The 23,097-nt window shown below is 35.2% G+C and carries 24 protein-coding genes; 14 read left to right on the forward strand and 10 right to left on the reverse strand.

The window, feature by feature from the left end; translation table 11 throughout:
• Window positions 1–3: 3 nt before the first annotated feature.
• From C8C84_RS01085 to C8C84_RS01115, 7 genes are all read left to right on the forward strand, one after another.
• Window positions 4–1,266 (forward strand): sigma-54-dependent Fis family transcriptional regulator, encoded by a 1,263-nt coding sequence (locus C8C84_RS01085; protein WP_121311768.1) that lies wholly within the window; start codon window positions 4–6, stop codon window positions 1,264–1,266.
• 59 nt (window positions 1,267–1,325) lie between these two features.
• Window positions 1,326–1,832, forward strand: a complete 507-nt coding sequence (lptE, locus tag C8C84_RS01090) for an LPS assembly lipoprotein LptE (RefSeq protein WP_121311769.1) — start codon at window positions 1,326–1,328, stop codon at window positions 1,830–1,832.
• Window positions 1,833–1,924: 92 nt separating this feature from the next.
• Window positions 1,925–2,749 carry a tetratricopeptide repeat protein gene (locus C8C84_RS01095; protein WP_121311770.1) on the forward strand — a complete coding sequence of 275 codons (825 nt, stop codon included), beginning with the start codon at window positions 1,925–1,927 and terminating at the stop codon, window positions 2,747–2,749.
• Window positions 2,750–2,761: 12 nt separating this feature from the next.
• Window positions 2,762–3,100: a preprotein translocase subunit SecG gene (gene secG, locus C8C84_RS01100; RefSeq protein WP_121311771.1), complete on the forward strand. Its 339-nt coding sequence runs from the start codon at window positions 2,762–2,764 to the stop codon at window positions 3,098–3,100.
• Between the two features lie 137 nt (window positions 3,101–3,237).
• Window positions 3,238–3,513, forward strand: a complete 276-nt coding sequence (groES, locus tag C8C84_RS01105) for a co-chaperone GroES (protein ID WP_121311772.1) — start codon at window positions 3,238–3,240, stop codon at window positions 3,511–3,513.
• 56 nt (window positions 3,514–3,569) lie between these two features.
• On the forward strand, window positions 3,570–5,201 hold the full coding sequence (gene groL / locus C8C84_RS01110) for a chaperonin GroEL (protein WP_121311773.1): 1,632 nt from the start codon (window positions 3,570–3,572) through the stop codon (window positions 5,199–5,201).
• A 131-nt stretch (window positions 5,202–5,332) separates the two neighbouring features.
• Complete coding sequence (locus C8C84_RS01115) at window positions 5,333–7,699, forward strand: hypothetical protein (protein WP_121311774.1); 2,367 nt, start codon at window positions 5,333–5,335, stop codon at window positions 7,697–7,699.
• Window positions 7,700–7,716: 17 nt separating this feature from the next.
• Here the strand turns inward: C8C84_RS01115 and C8C84_RS01120 are convergent, their stop codons facing one another.
• The 9 genes from C8C84_RS01120 to xrtF all read right to left on the reverse strand — a co-directional run bounded on the left by C8C84_RS01120 (window position 7,717) and on the right by xrtF (window position 15,460).
• Window positions 7,717–8,406 (reverse strand): DedA family protein, encoded by a 690-nt coding sequence (locus C8C84_RS01120; RefSeq protein ID WP_121311775.1) that lies wholly within the window; start codon window positions 8,404–8,406, stop codon window positions 7,717–7,719.
• Between the two features lie 72 nt (window positions 8,407–8,478).
• Complete coding sequence (locus tag C8C84_RS01125; RefSeq protein WP_158592540.1) at window positions 8,479–9,216, reverse strand: DUF2490 domain-containing protein; 738 nt, start codon at window positions 9,214–9,216, stop codon at window positions 8,479–8,481.
• Window positions 9,217–9,276: 60 nt separating this feature from the next.
• Window positions 9,277–9,618, reverse strand: coding sequence for a heavy-metal-associated domain-containing protein (locus C8C84_RS01130; RefSeq protein ID WP_121311777.1), 342 nt, complete (start codon window positions 9,616–9,618; stop codon window positions 9,277–9,279).
• Window positions 9,619–9,660: 42 nt separating this feature from the next.
• Window positions 9,661–11,682 (reverse strand): TonB-dependent siderophore receptor, encoded by a 2,022-nt coding sequence (locus C8C84_RS01135; RefSeq protein WP_121311778.1) that lies wholly within the window; start codon window positions 11,680–11,682, stop codon window positions 9,661–9,663.
• Window positions 11,683–11,761: 79 nt separating this feature from the next.
• Window positions 11,762–12,181, reverse strand: a complete 420-nt coding sequence (locus C8C84_RS01140) for a hypothetical protein (protein WP_121311779.1) — start codon at window positions 12,179–12,181, stop codon at window positions 11,762–11,764.
• 52 nt (window positions 12,182–12,233) lie between these two features.
• A complete protein-coding gene (locus C8C84_RS01145) occupies window positions 12,234–13,589 on the reverse strand; it encodes an MBL fold metallo-hydrolase RNA specificity domain-containing protein (RefSeq protein ID WP_121311780.1) in 1,356 nt (451 codons plus the stop codon).
• A gap of 1 nt (window position 13,590) precedes the next feature.
• On the reverse strand, window positions 13,591–14,421 hold the full coding sequence (locus C8C84_RS01150) for an ATP cone domain-containing protein (RefSeq protein ID WP_121311781.1): 831 nt from the start codon (window positions 14,419–14,421) through the stop codon (window positions 13,591–13,593).
• Window positions 14,422–14,481: 60 nt separating this feature from the next.
• Window positions 14,482–14,928 (reverse strand): exosortase F system-associated protein, encoded by a 447-nt coding sequence (locus C8C84_RS01155; protein ID WP_121311782.1) that lies wholly within the window; start codon window positions 14,926–14,928, stop codon window positions 14,482–14,484.
• On the reverse strand, window positions 14,903–15,460 hold the full coding sequence (xrtF, locus tag C8C84_RS01160; protein ID WP_121311783.1) for an exosortase family protein XrtF: 558 nt from the start codon (window positions 15,458–15,460) through the stop codon (window positions 14,903–14,905). Before xrtF ends, C8C84_RS01155 begins: the two co-directional genes overlap by 26 nt.
• Before the next feature lie 70 nt (window positions 15,461–15,530).
• On the opposite strand from xrtF, the gene C8C84_RS01165 reads away from it, so the two are divergent.
• The 6 genes from C8C84_RS01165 to C8C84_RS01190 all read left to right on the forward strand — a co-directional run bounded on the left by C8C84_RS01165 (window position 15,531) and on the right by C8C84_RS01190 (window position 21,192).
• Window positions 15,531–15,986, forward strand: coding sequence for a GAF domain-containing protein (locus C8C84_RS01165; protein WP_121311784.1), 456 nt, complete (start codon window positions 15,531–15,533; stop codon window positions 15,984–15,986).
• A gap of 105 nt (window positions 15,987–16,091) precedes the next feature.
• Window positions 16,092–16,361 carry a 30S ribosomal protein S15 gene (gene rpsO / locus C8C84_RS01170; RefSeq protein WP_121311785.1) on the forward strand — a complete coding sequence of 90 codons (270 nt, stop codon included), beginning with the start codon at window positions 16,092–16,094 and terminating at the stop codon, window positions 16,359–16,361.
• A 153-nt stretch (window positions 16,362–16,514) separates the two neighbouring features.
• Window positions 16,515–18,662 carry a polyribonucleotide nucleotidyltransferase gene (locus C8C84_RS01175; protein ID WP_121314929.1) on the forward strand — a complete coding sequence of 716 codons (2,148 nt, stop codon included), beginning with the start codon at window positions 16,515–16,517 and terminating at the stop codon, window positions 18,660–18,662.
• A gap of 116 nt (window positions 18,663–18,778) precedes the next feature.
• On the forward strand, window positions 18,779–19,165 hold the full coding sequence (locus tag C8C84_RS01180; protein WP_147406799.1) for a DUF1566 domain-containing protein: 387 nt from the start codon (window positions 18,779–18,781) through the stop codon (window positions 19,163–19,165).
• 34 nt (window positions 19,166–19,199) lie between these two features.
• The gene (locus C8C84_RS01185) at window positions 19,200–19,754 is read left to right on the forward strand and encodes an RNA polymerase sigma factor (RefSeq protein ID WP_121311787.1); all 555 of its coding nucleotides are present in this window, start codon (window positions 19,200–19,202) and stop codon (window positions 19,752–19,754) included.
• Window positions 19,744–21,192, forward strand: coding sequence for an outer membrane beta-barrel protein (locus C8C84_RS01190; protein WP_121311788.1), 1,449 nt, complete (start codon window positions 19,744–19,746; stop codon window positions 21,190–21,192). Before C8C84_RS01185 ends, C8C84_RS01190 begins: the two co-directional genes overlap by 11 nt.
• Before the next feature lie 62 nt (window positions 21,193–21,254).
• Here the strand turns inward: C8C84_RS01190 and C8C84_RS01195 are convergent, their stop codons facing one another.
• Window positions 21,255–22,010 (reverse strand): hypothetical protein, encoded by a 756-nt coding sequence (locus C8C84_RS01195; protein ID WP_121311789.1) that lies wholly within the window; start codon window positions 22,008–22,010, stop codon window positions 21,255–21,257.
• A 103-nt stretch (window positions 22,011–22,113) separates the two neighbouring features.
• Between C8C84_RS01195 and C8C84_RS01200 the strand changes: the two genes are divergently transcribed.
• Window positions 22,114–23,076 carry a hypothetical protein gene (locus C8C84_RS01200; RefSeq protein ID WP_121311790.1) on the forward strand — a complete coding sequence of 321 codons (963 nt, stop codon included), beginning with the start codon at window positions 22,114–22,116 and terminating at the stop codon, window positions 23,074–23,076.
• Window positions 23,077–23,097: the final 21 nt, after the last annotated feature.

Genomic DNA, 23,097 nt, shown 5'->3' on the forward strand with positions numbered 1-23,097 from the left:
AAAATGGAATCAGTTCAAAACATAAAACAACGCTTTGAGATTATCGGGAACGACCCGAAACTCAATCGTGCCATTGAGAAAGCGATACAAGTGGCTCCAACGGATATTTCGGTATTGGTTGTAGGTGAAAGTGGTGTTGGTAAAGAAAGTATTCCGAGAATTATCCATTCGCTTTCGCATAGAAAACATGGCAAATACATCGCTGTAAACTGTGGTGCGATTCCGGAAGGAACCATTGACAGTGAACTTTTTGGTCACGAAAAAGGCGCTTTTACGGGTGCCAATAATGCTCGAGATGGTTATTTTGAAGTAGCCGATGGCGGAACCATTTTCTTGGATGAAGTAGGCGAATTGCCACTGACAACACAAGTTCGTTTGTTGCGTGTTTTGGAAAATGGTGAGTTTATTAAAGTTGGTTCCTCACAAGTACAAAAAACGAATGTTCGAATTGTAGCGGCTACTAATGTCAATATGTTTGACGCGATAGAAAAAGGAAAATTCCGTGAGGATTTGTATTATCGATTGAGCACCGTAGATATTCCTTTACCGCCATTACGCGATAGAAAAGACGATATTCATTTATTATTCAGAAAATTTGCTGCCGATTTTGCGCACAAATACAAAATGCCGCCAATCAGATTGAGTGATGATGCGGTTCAGTTTTTACAAAAATACCGTTGGAGTGGTAACATTCGTCAGTTGCGAAATGTAGCCGAACAGATTTCGGTTTTGGAAACCAATCGTGATATTTCTCTGTCGACTTTACAATCTTATCTTCCTGTTGAAGGAAGCAATTTACCTTCAGTAATTAGCGGAAAGAAATCCGATAGTGATTTTGCCACTGAGAGAGATATTTTATACAAAGTACTTTTTGACATGAAAAGTGACTTGAATGATTTGAAAAAACTGACTTTGGAACTGATGAAAAACGGGGCGAAAGTGCAAGACATTAATCCGAGTTTGATTCAGAAAGTTTACGGAGCTAAAGAAACAGAAAGCGAAATTTCGTTTGAAGAATCTCCAAGAGTTAATGTAATTCCAACACAAAATCAAACACAACAAGAAGAATTTGACGATGAAGAGGATCAAAATTATTTAGATGCCGAAACCGTTGAAGAGGAAGAAGTATTGAAATTGGAACAAAAAGAAATCGAACTCATTAAAAAATCATTGGAACGCCACAAAGGCAAACGAAAAGCTGCAGCTGATGAATTAGGCATTTCAGAGAGAACTTTGTACCGAAAGATTAAGCAGTTTGATTTGTAACTCAATTGATAATTGAAAATTGATAATTAACAATTGAAAAATATATCTTTGAAGCTTCTATGAAAAATATACATTACATTTTACTTTTACTTATCGCTTTCAGCATCAACAGTTGTTCGGTATACAATTTTACCGGAACTAGCGGAAACATCAACGCCAAAACCTTTCAGGTGAATTATTTCCAAAATGCTTCCGATTTAGTAGAACCCGGAATTGAAAGAACATTCACTTTGCGCTTGCAGGATTTAATTCAGAATCAAACCAATTTAAATCTGACGAATTCCAATGGTGATTTGTTGTATGAGGGTGAAATTACCGATTACCGAATTACGCCTATGACAGCAACAGCGGATCAAAAAGCAGCACAAAGTCGATTGACTATTGCGGTTATGGTTCGTTTTACCAATAAAAACAAGGAAGCGGATAACTTCGAAAAAAGATTTTCTTTCTTCTATGATTACAGCGGACAAAACCAATTGGTTGGCTCGCAACTAACAGAAGCACTTGATGTCATTTTTGAACGAATCACTCAAGATATTTTCAACGAAACATTAGCCAAATGGTAGAAATAGTTGACCGTATTCAGTCGCAGTTGGCAGCTCTTGTAACTTTACAATCCAACCGAAACTGAACACTGAACACTAAACACTGAACAAATTTGAATTTAACCGATTACACATACTTACTCAACAAACCCGAAGCCATCAATGATAGGTATGCGGAAACCTTAGACAATGTACTGAGCGCTTTCCCGTATTTTCAAAGTGCACGTGTGTTGAAGTTAAAGCATTTGTACAATCAGGATAGTTTCAGTTATAATTACGCCCTGAAAATTTCGGCAGCTTACACAACGGATAGAAGTATTTTGTTTGATTTTATCACTTCAGATTCTTTTGTTTCAGTGCAAAAAGGTTTGTATGAAAAGAAACTCGAAGAGTTAATGAATATGAATGTCGTTGGTCTCGAGGAAGTTATTGTTGACTATAAACCGTTACCCATTGACCCATTGGAACAATCAATTCTTACGTCAATTAAAGAATCATTACCTTCGGAGGAACAAAAAGCCGAAGAAAAATTAGCCATTGGCAAACCCTTAGAATTTTCTAAAGACGAAAAGCACTCTTTTCAGGAATGGTTACAATTATCGAGATTTAAACCAATCGTTAGAGAAGAATCGTCAAAAAATATATCCACTGCAGAAGAAGACAAAAAGAAAAAAATCGATTTAATCGACAAATTCATCGAGAACAACCCGAAGATTACGCCTATCGCCAAAGACACTACAGTACCAGTAATAGCGCCAATTGCAGAAGACACTTCTTATTTAATGACCGAAACTTTGGCCAGAGTTTATTTAGAACAAAAAAAATATTCGAAAGCAATACAAGCTTATGAAATATTAATTTTGAAATATCCGGAAAAAAGTAGTTTCTTTGCAGACCGAATTTCGGATATTAAAATTTTACAACAGAATAACAATTAATTACAATATATCATGTTTACTATTTTTTTAGCAGCAATAACTTTAGTTTGTTTCTTATTAATCATCGCTGTGATGGTGCAAAACCCTAAAGGTGGCGGTTTATCTTCTTCATTAGGCGGAACTCAAATGTTGGGTGGCGTTCAAAAAACTACAGACTTTTTAGATAAAAGTACTTGGTTTTTAGCCGGAACTTTAATCGTTTTGATTTTATTGTCAAGTATCAGCTTCCCAAGTATGGTTGGCCAATCAGATTCAAAAGTAATTGACCAAACAGAAATTGCTCCAAAAACAGCTGCACCAACAACACCAGCAACTACTACTCCGGCGAAACCGGCGGAAGAGAAAAAATAATAAAGACATATCTTTATCCTAATGCCAGCGCTGACATGCTGGCATTTTTTTTAGGAAAAAATGACAGTTTTTAAGGCTTGGCACAATTTCTGAAATGACGAAAAACAAAATCATAATAACACAAATAACATAGCATTATGGCATTAAATATTAAACCTCTTTCAGACAGAGTGATTGTGGAACCGGCTGCCGCTGAAACACAAACGGCTTCCGGAATTATTATTCCCGATACTGCTAAAGAAAAGCCACAAAAAGGAAAAGTGGTAGCAGTAGGAAACGGTAAAAAAGACGAACCTTTAACGGTTAAAGTTGGCGATACGGTTTTATACGGAAAATATGCCGGAACCGATTTAAAGTTCGATGGCAAAGATTATTTAATCATGCGCGAAGATGACATCTTAGCAATTATCTAATTAGTATTAAGATTTAAAAAAGTAAGTATTAAGACTAAAAACAAACACAAAACATTATGGCAAAAGATATAAAATTCGACATTGAAGCTCGCGACGGTTTAAAACGTGGTGTTGATGCCTTAGCGAATGCAGTAAAAGTGACTTTAGGTCCAAAAGGAAGAAACGTAATCATCGGAAAATCATTTGGTGGACCAAACGTTACCAAAGACGGTGTTACCGTAGCCAAAGAAATCGAATTGAAAGATCCATTAGAAAATATGGGTGCTCAAATGGTGAAAGAAGTAGCTTCTAAAACCAATGACTTGGCTGGTGACGGAACCACAACTGCAACCGTTTTAGCGCAAGCTATCGTAAAAGAAGGCTTAAAAAACGTAGCGGCCGGCGCTAATCCAATGGATTTAAAACGCGGTATTGACAAAGCGGTTGAAGCTATTGTAGCTGACCTTGGCAAACAAGCTCAAGTAGTTGGAAGCGATTCTGAAAAAATCAAGCAAATTGCCTCTATTTCAGCAAATAATGATGAAGTAATTGGCGAATTAATCGCTACTGCTTTTGGGAAAGTTGGAAAAGAAGGCGTAATCACTGTTGAAGAAGCTAAAGGAACGGATACTTACGTTGATGTAGTAGAAGGAATGCAATTCGACAGAGGTTATTTATCTCCGTATTTCGTTACCAATCCAGAAAAAATGGAGGTTGAACTTGAAAGACCTTACATTCTTTTGTACGACAAAAAAGTATCTTCTTTAAAAGAATTATTACCAATATTAGAACCGGTAGCCCAATCTGGGAAACCCTTATTAATTATTGCTGAAGATGTTGACGGAGAAGCATTATCTACTTTAGTAGTAAACAAGTTGCGTGGTGCCTTGAAAATTGCCGCCGTGAAAGCTCCGGGATTTGGTGACCGAAGAAAAGCAATGTTAGAGGATATTGCCATCTTAACCGGAGGAACGGTAATTGCCGAAGAAAGCGGTTATACCTTAGAAAATACTACCTTGGAAATGTTGGGAACTGCTGAAAAAGTAACCATCGACAAAGACAATACAACCATTGTAAACGGAGCTGGTGAGGCGGACATGATTAAAAATCGTGTCAACCAAATCAAAGCCCAAATGGAAACTACAACTTCGGACTACGACAAAGAAAAATTACAAGAGCGTTTGGCTAAATTGGCTGGCGGTGTAGCTGTACTTTATGTTGGCGCTGCGTCAGAAGTAGAAATGAAAGAGAAAAAAGACCGTGTTGACGATGCATTACACGCCACAAGAGCTGCTGTAGAAGAAGGAATCGTTGCCGGTGGTGGTGTTGCCCTTTTAAGAGCCAAAAGTGTTTTAGCCGATTTAAAATCTGACAATGCTGACGAAGCAACCGGAATCCAAATTGTATCTCGCGCTGTAGAATCGCCATTGAGAACTATTGTTGAAAATGCAGGCTTAGAAGGTTCTGTAGTTGTGGCAAAAGTTTCAGAAGGCAAAGCTAATTTTGGTTACAACGCCAAAACTGACGAATACGTTGACATGTTAAAAGCCGGAATCATCGATCCTAAAAAAGTAACTCGTGTAGCGCTTGAAAATGCGGCTTCAGTTGCCGGAATGATTTTAACTACCGAATGTGCTTTAGTGGAAATCAAAGAAGAAAATGCCGGTGGCGGAATGCCAATGGGTGGCGGAATGCCGGGAATGATGTAAAATTCCTTGGAATAAGTTCCAATATTCAAAATACACCTACCAAAAACGTCTCGATATTTCGGGACGTTTTTTTTAGCCCTTTTGTAAATAAAATTTTATATTTTTGAGAGTAAAATTCTAATCTTTTGGAAATGTATAAAAATTTGCTTTTACTGATTATACTGTTTATTTCAAATACTCTTCAAAGCCAAGAAGCCCATGATGAAACCGTTTCTAAAATCTCAACAGCTCTTGAAAAATATTTCTTTTTAGAAAGAGAAAACATCAATCTTCATCTTAACAAAACTACTTTCTTATCCAATGAAAAAATTTGGCTAAAAGGATACATAGTCAATAGAAAAACACAGCAACCCTTTTTTAACACCACCAATGTTTTTGCGCTGCTGTATGATGACAAAGGGAACAAATTGTTTGAAAAATTATTTTTTGCCAATAATGGAACATTTACAGGGAATTTCGAACTCGACAAAAACTTTCATTCCGGTGATTATTATATTCAAGTTTACACCAATTGCATGAATAATTTTTTGGAAAACGAATCAACAATTCAAAAAATAAAAATCATCAATCCAACTGAAGGCGCTATTTTAGAAAATAAAAATCCCAACGAATCTCTTACCATAACACTAAACCCCGAAGGCGGCACTTTAATTAAAGGCGTCAATAATGTAGTAGGAGTCAAATTAGCCGATTGTCACGGAAGAACTTTTGAAAATGCGGAGATTGCAATTCAAGACAACAATGACATTATTTTACAAACCATAAAATTGAATCAGTTTGGTTACGGAAAATTTGAAATTATACCTTCAAATAATCCAATAAAAGTGGTATTTCATTCAAACAATAAAAAAATTGAAACCCAATTATCCATCGCGTCAAATATTGGTATCGCACTTGAAGTCAACAATTTTTCTTATGCAGATCAAGCTATTATTAAAGTAAAAACTAATTTGGAAACTATTTCTCAGTTAAAGAACAAAAAGCTTTATGTCGTTGTTCATCAAGATGATAAAAAATCCATTATACCGTTACAATTGAATAATGACAATTATGAACAAACTATGTCAATTGCCAACAAATATCTCTTTGAAGGCATCAATACCATCAGAATAATTGACAACGATTCAAAACAATGGTGCGAAAGAATCACTTATGTTCATCAAAAGGAAAATAAACCTTTGAGTATAATGTCAAACTTTAAGAAAGATGGTAAAATAAAAATGGCCGGCTATTCAGAATATGCCAATGCGAACTTAAGTATTTCCATATTACCGGAGGAAACCAAAGCACAAGACATTGAAGACAACCTTATTTATTCTTCAACTATCAACCCATACATCAGTGAAAATTTTACAAACCCAAACTATTATTTCACCGAACCCTCAAGAAAAAAAAATTATGAATTAGACTTGGTTTTACTAAATCAAAGTAAGCCTAAATATGATTGGGAAAACATTCTTTCAAACCCGCCGAAATCTAACTACAGTTTTGATATTGGTTTAACCCTAAAAGGAACCATAAATCAAGAATTGAAAAATAATGAAGACTACAAAGTGAGGTTATATTCTGTTAAAGACTTTATTTTAGTGTTGTCTGAGGTAAATAAGAAAAACGAATATCAATTTGACAACATAGCTGTTGGTGACTCTACTGTTGTCGAATTATCACTATTAAAATCTCCTGAATTAAATGTTATTTCAACCAACTTTGCAACACAAGTTTTGAACAGAAATAAACCCTTTAAAAAACCTTTTGTAGCACCATTCAGTGATTGTCCTAAACCTCAAGTTTATGATTATGACACTTCGTTTGATTTACCGAAATTCAACGGAGAAATCATCAATTTAAAAGATGTTGTGGTCAAAGCCAAACCCAAAAAAACCTTAGTAAATGAAAATAAATTTGGAAATTCTTATCTACGTGGATACAAAATAGATGAAAATGACACCACCAGTTTGTTGGTTTTTATTGAACAAAATGGTTTTAATGTAAACAGAACCGCTACGGGAGAAGTTTCCATAACCACTAGACAAGTATCTTCCCTTTTAGGAGCCAGACCAACACCCGAAGTATTTATTGATGACAGGGTTTTGTTTTCGTTTGCAGAACTCGACATGATGGACATGGTCGAGATTGATGAAATCTACATCAACGCAAATGCCATCGTGCCTTCAACCAGAAACAAACAAGGAATTATCAAAATTTACAGGAGAAAAAACTTTACTTCAAAATCAATGGTAAAATCGGTTCCTTTTTTAATTAAAGAAGGTTTCGAAAGCAATTCGAGTTTTATGAATAATGAGTATCAAAGTTTTGCCAATAAAGGATTTGAAAATTACGGAATTGTAGATTGGTGTCAAACCATTCTGACTGACGAAAAAGGCAATTTTTTATTTGAATTTCAAGACGCCAACATCAAAAATTACAAAATCGTCATTCAAGGTTTTACCATTGATGGCAAACTAATCAATAAAGAATTTAAAATGGCTGTTGATTAATTCAAAACTATCTTTAGTTAGTTTTCCGTTTCCTCTTTTGGATGTTTTTTAATCATTTTAAGCACTACCGGCAAAGTAGAAACCAATATAATAATAATTATAATTTTCTCAATGTGGTGTTTCAAATCGATATCAAACTTCTCTAAAAACAAACCATATAAATAATGTCCGGCAAAGATCAAGATAAATGACCAAAGGAAAGAACTTAACACGTTGTAGAACATAAATTTCTTTTTATCCATCGTAACAATTCCGGCCACAATTGGCGCAAAAGTTCTTACTACAGGTAAAAAACGAGCAAAGATGATGGCTTTCCCACCATATCTTTCAAAGAAGTCTTTCGATTGGATTAAGTATTTTTTCTTCCAAAAAAAACTATCTTCTTTTTTATATAAATAATAGCCACTTTTGGAACCAAACCAATAGCCAATCATATTCCCTAAAATTCCGGCAACAGCTACTAAAAAAGCCAATAAGGTTACATTAATCAAATCACTTTCGATAATAGTGAAATTCTCAACTAAATCACGGCTGTAAATTCCGGCCAAAAACAACAAACTGTCTCCGGGTAAAAAGAAACCTGCGAATAAACCGGTTTCGGCAAATACAATAAACAATACAATCCAAAGCCCAATTTTCACACCACCAACTGTCATGGTTATGTAAAACTCAGGATTCAATAATTGCATCCAATCAAAATCACTCATGGATTATAAAATTAAAATGGGTAAAAAATTCGAGCGTGAAATTAGTGCTTTTTTTTGGGATAACATCCAATTTTAAGGTTTTTGCAACACTAGATTTTGAATTAAAGAAACCGATACCGTATGATTCATCGTGTTGTTTGAAGATGAAGAAGTTAGGTAATGATTTAGATACCCAACTTCAAATCTTGTGTTGTTATTATGGTTAAATCCAAGTCCGATTAAAAAGCGATTTTGGTCAAAGAACTTATTGTTAACCTCATTATTGCCCAAGTTTAAAAAAACTTCGTTTTGTAAAACAGCATAAATTTCTTCTTGATTGGATTTTAAACTTACCAAACGAAACAAATTTCGATTCAAATAACGCAATCGATTTTGGTAATTGCTTCCGAAAGAAACCACATCGCCGTCAATTAAACCAATCTTTTCAACCCAACGTTGTTCCAATCGAAATCGATGCAAAATAGCATTTTTCCCGTTGCTCCATTTTTTATTGACTTGGTATTGTTCCCAAAATCGATGCTCTTTAAAAAAATCATCTGCTGAAGCACTAAAAGTATTGACCAAAGCATAACCTGCCGTAATATTTTTAGTGTCCGAAAGATGGTAAATTGTTCCTATTCTGAATAAATTTTGTTGGTTTTGTTCCAATTGGTTGTCCATTCGAAATTGCGCTTCTAAATGAAAACCCCAATGATCTGAAACTTTATACTGACCGGTATAGGCAAACCAAACTCTTTGGTCTTGTGTGGTTTGTTGCGAAAATCCAACTGCATAAAATGCTAAGCAAATAAAAGTGTAAAGTGTTTTCAAAAGTTTTTTTTGCAAAAATAAGCATAAAAAAACTCCTTAAAAGTTAAGGAGTTTTTAAAATTATTTTCTTTCATACATGCAACAACCATGAAGTTTATTATAATCTTCTTCTGTTGCTTTTACATCATCGGTGTCGTGACCAACTTTGGCAATCGCTTTTTTCACATCAGTTATAGAACATTTTTCTTCATTTATGATTAAATGTAAAATACTGTCATCAATATGCCATTCTGCACTTTTAACACCAGAAACGGAAAAAGCCGCTTTCTCTATTCGTTTTTTACACATTTCGCAATTGCCATTGACTTCAATATCGTGTTTGGCATTCTTGCTTTTTTTATCTTGAGCTTGCGCCGAAAATGTTACTACTAATAACATCATTCCAATTATTATATTTTTCATTTATGTTGAATTTTTAATCTAAACTTGTTTCAGATTCTATTGTTATTTTATCTTAAATCTCAATCCGGCATAATACATAGCACCGAAAACCGGCGCATAAACAATTGACGTATCAAAAGTGGGTCCAAAAGGATTTTCTGCTCCCAAAACTGCTTTGTGTTGCGTGTAATTTCCAATGTTTTCTCCACCAACATAGACTTCAAAAGTACTGGAAAAGGTTCTGGTAATTTGCGCATTCATTGTCGAGAACGAAGGCGAAAACTCCGGCAATCGGTCGTGATGCGGATTGGTTGACGTGTTGGGCAATTGTTGTTTGCCTAACCAATTCCATGTGTAATCAAATTTCCATTGCTGTCCTTTTTCTTTGATGTGGGTTTCAAATTCCAGGTTACCAAAGAAACGGTGCTTCGCTTGCAAAGGTCTTTGATAACTGCCCGAAAGATAATCGGTAGAAATATCATAATATTTATAAGCCGTTCTCAAATTCAAGTGCTTAATAATTTCTAAGTTAAAATCCAATTGCAAACTATTGGCGTATGACTTTCCATCCAAATTGTAAAACAAAACTTGTTGCGGTGAATTCATTACGTCAACTACCGCTTGGTTTTGAAAATCGGTTCTGTAGAAGTCAATGGTTGTATCGGCTTTCAACCCGAAAAGCATAAAGTTTTGCGTAAAACTTAATCCATAATTCCAAGCAATTTCAGCATCTAAACCATAGATTTTTCCATTGGTATCCAAAACTGAAAACGTTCTGGAACTGGCAAAAAGATTTTGATTTTCGGCAAAAATATTCGCCGCACGTTTGCCTCTTCCGGCAGAAAACCTAATCACTGATTTGTCCCAAGGATTATATTTCACGTGTAATCTTGGGGTAAAAAAGGCTCCTAACCTATTGTGATAATCCATTCGCCCGCCTAAAATATAACTGAACTTGTCATTGTCATCAAAAGTATATTCAAAGAATGCGCCAACGGAATTGTCAATTCGACTCACATCAGACAAGTTTACGAATTCAGCATATTTGTCATATGAAAAGTTTAAACCTGTAGCAAACTTATGCATCGTATTGCTGATAATCGAATTGAAAATCAGGTTCGAATAATAGCTTTGCTGTTTGATATCATATTGGTTCAAACCAAAATACGATTCTTGATTGTGTGTCGTAAAGGCATTTTGAAAACCAATACTTTGGTAAGGCATGTCTTTGAAAACATAACCTATTTTAGAAGAGAAATCCAAACGTTCGGTGTTAATTTCTGAACCCCAATAATTGGTGGTCAATTTATCTCTGTCGGGATCAAAATCAAGTTCTCCGGTTTGTTTTTGATCATTCATATAACGAACATTTAAAAAAGAAACCCAACCCGATTCAGGATTGTAATACTGCCAACGATTGGCTACATTCAATTGTTTTCCCAAAGGATTGTCCATAAAACCATCGTCATTCATGTCGTTTTTAGAAACACGAGCATTGCCGTGAACAAATAAGCTCGTCGACCATTTATCAGAAATTTTTTTATTAAAATGCGTATTCACTTCAAAACGACTTCCGGTATCGCCATAAGCATTTAAGAAGAATGGAATGTCGCCCAAAGGCTTGATTAATTCAGTGTTAATTTGACCCGAAATACTCTCGTAGCCATTGACAACGCTTCCGGCGCCTTTAGTGATTTGGATGCTTTCTACCCAAGTTCCTGGTGTAAAGGACAAACCATAAGCTTGTGAAGCACCTCGAACCGAAGGAATGTTTTCCTCGGTAATCATGATATATGGACTCGTCAGTCCAAGCATTTTGATTTGTTTGGTTCCGGTCAAAGCATCCGAAAAATTCACATCGATTGACGGATTGGTTTCGAAACTTTCGGCCAAATTACAGCAAGCGGCTTTTAGCAATTCTTTGCTAGTAACCAAAGTAGTATTGGCAGCGCCTTTTATTGATTTTTTTATTCCCTTTCGGCTACCTTCAACTGTTACGGTTTTCAGAGTGTCTTGTTTCAAAGATTCTTGTGAAAATCCCAAAGCAGAAAATAACAACGTTAGGAATAACGGTATATTTTTCATTGATGTTGATTTAAAATTAATTCGATTTCAAATGATTCTCAGTAGAAATAAAGAGAACCAGAACGGAATTCAGATTAAATCAGGCGTAAAAAGTGTATTGGCAATAGAGTTTATAAAGCGGCGGCGCATTTGAATCGCAATAGAATGCCACTTTTTCATCCACAAATTTAGGAGTTTCAGCTACCGCAAAAATGTGACTATTATATTCAGAGAAAAAAGCCGGTTCAAAATCAAGAGAAATGGTCTTAATGATGATTTTTTCGGTTTTATTTTTTAAGTCTACTTTCTTATCAGAGCAACAGTCTTTGTGAGTAGTTTCAACTTTGGCACAGCAAGTTTTTTCGACTACAACAGGCTCATCACAAACTTCTTCATCTGAAAAAACAGAAGATATTGAAGCAATTTTACCTTCACAATAATGCACACTAAACGCCAAGCCCGAATTGGAAACCAATATCAGTAAGGCGGTTAAAAGACTAATGTGCTTTTTAAAATTCATAGCGCAAAGTTAATAATATTCAGATACCAATAACTTAAAATGCTCTTAAAACTTACAACTCAAACTCTTGCCCCATCATGGGAACCGAACAGTCGAAACCGTATTTTTCGTGTATTTTGATGCGCAATTCATCTGCAGGTTCATTTTCTCCATGAACTAAAAACACTTTTTTTGGTTTGTTTTTTAATTCCGAAAGCCAATTCAATAAATCAGTTTGGTCTCCGTGAGCCGACAAACCTTCTATCTCTATAATCTTCGCCAAAACCGAATAATATTTACCATAAATTTTAATATCAGTTGCGCCTTCGAGTAGTTTTCTTCCTCTGGTTCCTTCGGCTTGATAACCAACAATAATTACGGTAGTTTCGGGCAAGCCAATATAATGCTCTAGATAACTTAATACTCTTCCTCCGGTTATCATTCCGCTGGCGGCAATAATCACTTTAGGTTGTTTGTCAAAAATAGTGACGATGGTTTCCTGATAGTCCGAATTCATAGTAAACATTTTACACATGTCTACACATTCCTGTTCGGATAATTTGTGCCATTTTCGGTTATCCATAAAAACTTCCAAAACACTGATGCCCATTGGCGTGTCAATCACATAAGGAATATCGGGAATTCTGTCTTCTTTTTTCAGTTGCCAAAGCAGATACATCAAAGTCTGCGCGCGTTCAACCGCAAAACTCGGAATAATGACAGTTCCGTTATTTTGAACGGTATTGTTGATGTAGGTTTCCAACAGCAATTTGACATCTTCTTCAGGATGAATTCGATTGCCATAAGTACTCTCTAAAAACACATAATCTGCTCGTTTTGGTTTCAGTGGCGCATACATCAACACGTCGTCATCACGACCAATATCACCGGAAAAAACTAAAGTTTTATTTTCCAATGTCAATTCGATGGAACAAGCGCCAATGATATGTCCTGCATTGGTAAACTTAGCCGAAATTTCCGCATCCAAAGCCACTACTTCATTCGGTTTTATGACTCGGAACAACGGAAATACTTTTTCGGTTTGGGCCAAATCGTATAAAGGTTCGGCCTTATCGTGTTTGGAATAATGTTCTTTATTAGCTCGTTCCGCTTCTTCTTCTTGAATTTTGGCACTGTCTAACAAAATCAATTTGGTGATGTCTTTGGTTGGACTCGTACAATAAATTTTACCTTCAAATCCTTGTTTGACTAGTCTGGGCAACCAACCGCAATGGTCTAAATGTCCATGAGTCAACAATACAACATCGATGGTGTTGGGCAAAATCGGCAACGGTTCCCAATTGAGTTCGCGCAAAGGCTTAATCCCTTGAAATAATCCGCAATCAATCAGAATTCGGATGCCGTTACTTTCAATCAAGGTTTTGGAACCGGTTACTGTTCCTGCACCACCTAAGAATTTGATTTTCATTTTAAATATATTTACAAAGCTCGGAAGCTTCTTTAATCACATTTTTTATCCGAATTGGGCTTATGCCAATTTCTTCGAGCACACTTACATTGTTTATGATTTCTTTGGCCAAAATAATATCTTGCACCAATAATTTGTCTTTTTCTGCCAGAGTCAAAGAAGTCAAACAAGTGACCGGATACAATTGTCCTTCATCAATTGTTTTTCTCAAGCTTGATTTTTCAGGATAATCCCAACTCAGCAATTGTAATCCGGAGCAATGGGCAAAAGCCATCGCATCACCCGTAAATCGGTTATTGGTCACAATCCAACAGCCCGAAATTATATCTTTTCGAGTAAAAATGATATGATTTTTATCTTTTAAATCGTTGAAACGGGAAAGTATGTACATCGGCACTTTTACATCCGAATTGGTTTCGCTTTTGGGATGAAATTTACATTCGACCATTTCTATATAATCGTTTTTATTAATAACAACGTCTACTTCGTGTCCAACACATTTTCCGGACAAAAGGAGATTGGTTTGTACCAAATAACCTTCAGAGAGAAATAATCGGGCAATGTATTTTTCAAAGAAAAAACCCGCCGGACCGAGCATTTGAATCGCCGTTTTGAGATTGTAGCGCGCTGCGTTAGCATTGGAAACTTTTTTGAGCAAACCAAAAGCCAATTTGTAGATTTTTTTGGTGGAAATGCCTTCGTAGATTTGTTTATCAATCTCTTGCAGAATATCTTCTACAACATGCTTGTTGGCGCCTGATTTAAGTAGAGAACTTTTAAGTTTGTCCCGATTGAAATCAACAATATTTCCGGAATGCTTTACTATTTTCATGATGATAAACGAAATTAAATTTCAGCTATGCCGAACCATAGTAAAGTTACGAATAATCGCTTACTTTTTGACTTGTTTTTGGTAATAAAATCCCGGGATAAAAAGCAATATAAAAATCGGCTGGATTAAAAATCTTCTGATATAAAAAAGTGTCATTTTATTTTCTTCGCCAAAGAAAGTCAACACAAAAATAAAGCTTATCATTAGAATTGAGCCTAAAATCATATACAGCAACATCGAAAACTTAACGATTTTGGTGTCTTCGAAAATCACATACAGCAAAAACAACGAAATGACCGAATTGATATAAAATCGAATCCCTAAACTAAAAAACAGTTTAAACACATTGAATTGCGGCAATTTCGCATGAGCGTATTCACTTTTGAAATAGTTCAAAAACGGATCGTAAAACAAATGGTCTTCAAAAAGTCTGATTCCAATTAACAATCCAATCAGAAACAAAGACCAAAACACCTTTGATTTATTTTTTAGCAGTAGTTGTAGCATGTAAAGAAAATTTATTGACCCAAATAACCCATAATAAAAACACCACTCCGTAAATGATTAACGGAAAAATGACACCGTGCAAAATATGTTCATACTGCGGAAAACTATACAAAGCCATACACAACAAAGCGATTCGGGCGATATTAAGAATATGAATTAAAATGCTTCCCAAGAGAATAAAAACAAGCGTTTGTTTCCATTTACCGGTAAACGCAATCACAAATGAAACAAACAAAACAATCACACTCAAAGCATTACAACCTTCAATAATTCGGGAAATGTATTGGCCTTTGTAAATGATTTTTATACTGGGTTCTTTTGGATGTTGTTCATTATAAGCTGTTGCATCAAATAAAGTCAAGACTGATTTCGTTTGATTAGCCACAAGTTGAGTAAAAGAATCTACTTCGTTTTTTGAAACATCGAATCGATTTAAATATGATTGATAAATGATGGTCAACACCAAATACGTCAGCAAAAATTTCCCCAAAAAAAGTAAAAACGGTTTGTATTGCTGTAGCAGATTCTTCAAAATAGAATTTTTAACAAATTTATATAAAATAAAAAAAGCGCAGTCGTTACTTTTGCATAAAAAATTGAAAATGAATTTCGAAAATTTAAAACTACAAGTAATTGCAATTCTTTCTGAAGCAAATTCGGAAAGAGAGTTGAAATTAAAAAACCTTTGTCAATTCCTATCAGATAATGTAGATTACTACAATTGGGTTGGATTTTATTTTGCCAATCATGAAAACAAAACGTTGCATCTCGGACCATACGTTGGCGCTGAAACAGATCATACGGTAATTCCGTTTGGAAAAGGCATTTGCGGACAAGTGGCTGAATCCAATGCGAACTTTGTGGTTCCGGATGTATCCGCTCAAGACAATTATATTGCTTGTAGCTTTACGGTGAAATCGGAAATCGTGGTGCCGCTTTTTGTGAACGGTGTAAACATAGGTCAAATCGACATCGACAGCCATGTGATTGATCCTTTTACTAAAGCTGACGAAAGATTTTTAGAGTTTGTAAATGAGGAAGTTGCCAAACTTTTTTAAAATAATTCATAACTCATAACTCATAATTAATAATTATTTTTACCTTTGCACACGAATTGAGAAAACCTCATTTCATACATAATAATCATTTAAAATAATATTGGAATGTATTTAAGTAAAGAAACAAAAGCTGAAATCTTCGCTAAACACGGAGGAAAAGCTGAAAACACGGGATCTGCTGAAGGGCAAATCGCTTTGTTCACTTTCAGAATCTCTCACTTAACTGAGCACTTGAAAAAAAATCGTCACGATTACAACACTGAGCGTTCGTTAGTTCTTTTAGTAGGTAAAAGAAGAAGCCTTCTTGACTACTTGAAGAAAAAAGAGATTAACAGATATCGTGAGATTATCAAAGAATTAGGTATTAGAAAATAATACATATCTAAAGAGGTGCTTGCGCGCCTCTTTTTGTTTTATAAACAACGAAGAAAGTTTTGGTTTTTCATTGGGTTACACACAACAACTACAACAACACAACTAATTCTGTCGACAGGCGGAGACCAATGTAAAATTAAAAAAGGAAAATTTATGATTCCACAATTATTTGTAGAAACTATCGATTTAGGTGATGGCAGAAGCATCACAATCGAGACAGGGCGTTTGGCCAAACAAGCTGACGGTTCTGTAGTAGTAAGAATTGGAAAAACTGTTATTTTAGGAACAGTAGTATCCGCAAGAAAAGCAAGTCCGGGTATCGACTTTTTACCGTTAACGGTAGATTATCGTGAAAAATTTGCCGCAGCAGGTCGTTTTCCTGGTGGTTTCTTTAAAAGAGAAGCACGTCCAAGCGACAATGAAGTATTAACCATGAGATTAGTTGACCGTGTTTTGCGTCCGCTTTTCCCAAGTGATTACCATGCAGAAGTTCAAGTGATGATTCAGCTAATGTCTCATGATGATGATGTTATGCCGGATGCATTAGCTGGTTTAGCCGCTTCGGCAGCGTTGGCGCTGTCTGACATTCCGTTTGAAACTTTAATTTCTGAAGCCAGAGTAGGAAGAATTGACGGTAAATTTATCATCAATCCATCTCGTGCCCAATTAGAATTGTCTGATATCGACATGATGATTGGTGCTTCTACTGATTCTATCGCAATGGTAGAAGGAGAAATGAAAGAGATTTCAGAAGCCGAAATGGTAGAAGCTATCAAATTTGCTCACGAACATATTAAAGTACAAATTGCCGCTCAAGAAAGATTGGCTACAGCTTTTGGCAAAAAAGAAGTACGTACGTATGAACAAGAAAAAGAAGACGAAGCTATTTACGCTAAAGTAAAAGCAGCGGCTTATGATAAAATTTACGCTATTGCAAGCAAAGGTTCGGCTAAACACGAACGTTCAGCGGCTTTTGACGCGGTAAAAGAAGAAGTAAAAGCATTATTTACAGAAGAAGAATTGGAAGAAAATGGAGATTTAGTTTCTAAATACTTCTACAAAACCAATAAAGAAGCAGTTCGTAATGTAACTTTAGATTTAGGAACTCGTTTAGACGGAAGAAAAACTACTGAAATCAGACCAATCTGGTGTGAAGTAGATTATTTACCATCTGTTCACGGTTCGGCTTTATTTACCCGTGGAGAAACTCAAGCATTGGCAACAGCTACTCTAGGAACTTCCAGAGAAGCCAACCAAATTGATTCACCATCAGAACAAGGAGAAGAAAAATTCTATTTACACTATAATTTCCCGCCATTTTCAACCGGAGAAGCTCGTCCGTTAAGAGGAACTTCAAGAAGAGAAGTTGGTCACGGAAACTTGGCTCAAAGAGCTTTGAAAAACATGATTCCTGCTGAAAATCCATATACTATCAGAATAGTTTCTGAAGTATTAGAATCAAACGGTTCGTCTTCTATGGCAACGGTTTGTGCCGGAACATTAGCCTTAATGGATGCCGGAGTTCAAATGATTCGTCCTGTTTCAGGAATTGCTATGGGATTGATTACAGATGGTGATCGTTTCGCGGTTTTATCTGACATCTTAGGTGATGAAGATCACTTAGGCGATATGGATTTCAAAGTAACCGGAACTTCTGAAGGAATTACGGCTTGTCAAATGGACATCAAAATTGACGGATTGAAATATGAAATCATGGAGCAAGCATTGGCTCAAGCTCGTGATGGCCGTTTGCATATCTTAGGAAAATTGACTGAAACGTTAGCACAACCAAGAACTGAAGTTAAAGTTCACGCTCCGAAAATCATCATGAGAACTATTCCTGGTGCTTTCATCGGTGCTTTGATTGGACCTGGTGGAAAAGTGATTCAAGAATTACAAAAAGCTACGGGAACTACAATCGTTATTAATGAAGTAGACGAACAAGGTGTTGTTGAAATCTTAGGAACTGATCCGGACGGAATTGCAGCAGTATTGGCGAAAATTGATTCTATCATTTTCAAACCAACTATGGGCGAATCCTACGAAGTGAAAGTAATTAAGATGCTCGACTTTGGAGCCGTAGTAGAATATACTGCAGCACCTGGAAACGAAGTGTTATTACACGTTTCAGAATTGGCTTGGGAAAGAACAGAAAACGTTGCCGACGTTGTAAAAATGGGCGATGTGTTTATGGTGAAATACTTAGGTGTTGACCCAAAAACCAGAAAAGAAAAAGTGTCGAAAAAAGCACTTTTACCAAGACCTCCAAGAGAAGAGAAAAAAGACGCTCCACAAGGTTAATTCAGAATATATTAATTCATACTAAAACCCAGCTCAGTAATGAGTTGGGTTTTTTATTTTTAGTAGCTAACGCAACCTTTTCATTTTTTAATGACTTTAGATAAAAACCTATTATTATGAAAAAAATAATACAACTCTCAAAAATAGCCACTTTGCTATTTATAATGCTTATCATCAATAGTTACAAAGACCTCGATGACAGTATTGTCATTCCAAATGCTAAAGATTTAATTCATAAAGACGATAAGTTGTTCTGCTTGATTGAACGAATAGCCAAAGAAGCGCTAGGCTATCAATTAAACGGTAAAAAAGATTGGTTTTTGCCCAGCGAAAATGAACTAGCTTTGCTTTATACCAATTTACACCAACAAAACCCTGGCAACTTTACAAATGTTGTATATTGGGATTCAACCGAGATTGATGTCATCCCAATAAAAACTATTGATTTTTCAAATGGGCAAAATGTAGTGAGTTCAAAAGTTTCGACTCCAAAAACTGTATAAAGTAAGATGCATTCGTTATTTTAAAAAAACACTTTTGAATTTAGAAGATTTAATAAAGGCCTGCCAAAAGCAAAACAGCAAAGCGCAAGAAGAATTATACCATTTGTATAAGAACACTCTTTTTGCACTATGTTTAAAGTATTGCCAAAACGAAGCGGAAGCGGAAGACAATCTGCACAATGCATTTATTGAGATTTTCACCAACATCAAACAATATAAAGGCAAAGGCACTTTTGAAGGTTGGGTCAAACGAATCACCATCAACAAAGCCATTGACAGTTACAAAAAATCATATCAACTATCACCGATTAAAGATACTGACTTTCAAGATACTGATGTAACAGAAAATCAGTTAGAAGAATTTACGTTAGACCAAATTCTTTCTATAATTCAAAACTTACCTAATCAATATCGTCTGGTTTTTAACTTGTATGAATTGGATAACTATTCGCACAACGAGATAGCCGAAATGCTAAACATCACGGTTGGTACTTCAAAATCAAATTTGTACAGAGCCAAAATGATTTTAAAAGAACAAATTAAGGCAATTGCCCCAATCCATAATATGAATATGAAATATGGAAAATAGAAAAGATATCGGAAAAGCCATTAGCGATAAACTGAATTCTCTGGAAAAAACGCCAAGAGAAAATGTTTGGAATGGCATTAGTTACGAACTTCAAAAGAAAAAAAAGCGAAGAATGGGTTTCTTTTTCTTTTGGACAAAAACCATCGGATTACTTCTTGTTGGAGCGATTGCGGCTTTATATGTCTATAATCAAAATGTGGATTTTAATACTTTATCTCCAGAAGATTCAAACGAACCTATCATTGTAAATGGCAATAACAGAGAAACAAATACCAACAATTCTAATGAAAGAAATGCAGATAATGACAATTTAAACTCCAATTTAAACAATCGAAATGTCGTTGAAGACGAAAATAACATTCATACTGTCGGGAATAAAAAAAATCCTAAAAACAGCAATTCGACTAGTGCCAAAAGCAAAAAAGGTTCTGTAAAAAACAGCCAAAATAGCCATTCGGCTTCAAAGAATTCTGGATTGTCTAAAAATAAGTCAAATCAGTTTTCAAATGTAAAAAGTAAAAAACCTATTAAAAAAACAAAAGTAGCATCTAAAACCACCCAAGAAACCTTAAACCCAAACGAAGTCAATACTGAACCAAACTCCACTGTCCTTTTTGACCCAACATTATTACAAAACAAAAGTTCAGTAGATCAAACTCAGGAAATAAATCTTAAAAAAACGGATTCACTTGCATCCAAAAAAGACAAAGAAAAAACGAAAAACATCAATATGTATCCTGAAGACAAAAAGGAAACGGACAGCGCAAAAACGTATCGAAAGTTTGACATAGATGCTTTTGTATCGCCAACTATTTATGGTCATTTTGCCAAAAAATCAACATTAGACCGTCGATTAGATGGTATTTCTAAAAGTTCTACAATTACGATGAGCTATGGTTTGGGATTGACTTATCAAATAGGCGAAAAACTGAGTATTCGTATGGGTTACAGCAAAATTGCTTTGGAGTCAACCACCAAAAACGTTGCGGTTAATACTCAAAATTATTCCGGTATAAAATACCATCCAACCTTAACGAATCAAACCATCTACATCGCTTCAAATAATGCCGAGAAAATGGATATCACACAAGAAATAAGTTATACCGAAATTCCATTGGAACTGAAATATAAGTTTTGGGACAAAAAAATAGGACTGTATGGTATTGCGGGTTTCAGTTATTTAATACTTGATAAAAATTCCGTTTCCATCAAAACAAATAACGGTTACAGCCAACAGATTGGTAAAATGAATAACATTATGGACACTTCTGCTTCAACCAACATCGGATTTGGACTTGACTATGAAATCTTCAAAAACGCTAAGATTTTTGCCGAACCTATGTTCAATTATCAAATCATGTCCTTTGACAACAGCAATCCGAAACCTTATTTCTTCGGAATTCATACGGGCATTCGGTATACCATTTTAAATAAATGATTGTGGTAGTTAGTTAATTTGATAAAACCCCGATTCTAATTTGAAATCGGGGTTTTTGATTTTTACCAGTTCAATATCGGAAACGAACGCTTGGCATTTTTATTCCAAACACCAATTTGAAATCCTTTGGAATACGAACGGTTATAAACACCAACTTGCAAACCTCGATTGTATTTGGTTGCATTTATCAAACCTACATGAACTCCTTTTAATTCGTAAGATTGATTAAAAAGACCAACAGTTGCTCCTTTTAAAGAATTATTAGCATTATATACCCCAACAGAAACACCGTTTTGATGGTCTATGATAGTACCCAAAACAGTAACGGAAACCCCATTGAAATCATTGAATTTATTGGCTAATGAAATATTCAAACCATTCATACTAGCCGTCGTAAAAAAGCAACCTGTACTCAGATTTAAACCGTTGACTTTTACATGTGGCGTATGCTCCCAATTTTTTATTCTTAATCCTTCTCCGCCGCCACGGGATGACAAATCCGCATTTCCGATGACATCCGGTAAATGCAAAATTGCCAAAAAAGCCACAAAAACACCGGCAATTGGCGCTGGATTTACTTCTAAATTTAAGCCATTAATTGTTTGATTGGCAATTCGTCTGTTTTCTACATGGCCAAATCCGAAGGCAAAATTTACTTTGTTTATTTTTTTTGACATTGGCGTAAAGCCAAAAAATTGCGCGTGTTGTTCGACCGGAGTAAATCGTTGTTGGTAAATGCTGTTTTGTTGAACAATGGTGTCTTGAGCATAAATGATTTTAGTTGTTAAAATCAAAAGCAATAAAATTCTTGTTTTCATGATAATTTGATTTTTAAAATTCAAATCAAAACTATTGTGATATTTACAATAATTTTAACGAAAAGCAATTAAAATAATTTTTACATTTGTGATTATCGCAAATATGAACAACCAAGAAACACTTCTTAACGAGATTCGAAAACAGATTTCCACATCGAGTTCTTTAAACGATGCTGTTGCTGTTGCATTAGACATTAGTTATGATGCGGCACACAGAAGGGTTTCGGGAAAAAGTAAGTTTTCTATTGACGAAACTATTTTACTTTGCCAACATTATAACTTGTCGCTAGACACAATTTTCAACAATGAAAAGAAAATGGTCGTTGAAAAAACCAAAGAAGTCAATTCGGAAGCCGATTTGGTTCAGTACTTCCGAGATTCTGCGGCGCATTTGAGTGAGTTTAACAATACCGAAAATCTCTCCATTTTTTATTCAGCCAAAGACATTCCGTTGTTTTACACTATTGGTGGAAGCTTGCTTTCCAAATTCAAATTGTATGTATGGCTTAATCTTTTAATCGGAAAAGAGAATATTCCTTCTTTTGAAAGCTTTACCATTTCCAGTCAACTTCAAGAACATTCCTCACTAATTCAAAACGTTTTTGCCAAAGCTACAGTTCATGAAATTTGGAATGAAACTACGATTAACAGTACGATTCAACAAATATTATACTTTTTTGAATCAGGTTTACTCAGCATTAACAACGCGACCGAACTCTATCAGGATGTTAAAAGAATGCTGCTCAATATTGAAGAAAAATCGAGTCAAAACGACATTCAATACCATTTGTACCAAAATGATTTATTGATTTTAAACAATAGCGTATTGGTCAAAAATGAGGTCAAAAGTAAGCTTTTCATTCCTTATACGTTGTTAGGCTATTTCATTACGGAGGATTTGGATACCACCAAAAATGCTTCCGAATATTTTAAATACCAAATGAAAAACTCAAAGTCACTCAATCTTTCCGGAACGCGTGACCGAAAGCTCTTTTTCAACAAAGCAAATCAAAAAGTTGACTATTATTTGCAACGATTAAACAATCAAATCGATTTGTTATTCTAAAAACTAACCTAAATTTTGTGA

The sequence above is a fragment of the Flavobacterium sp. 102 genome (genome assembly GCF_003634615.1).
Classification (GTDB): Bacteria; Bacteroidota; Bacteroidia; order Flavobacteriales; family Flavobacteriaceae; genus Flavobacterium.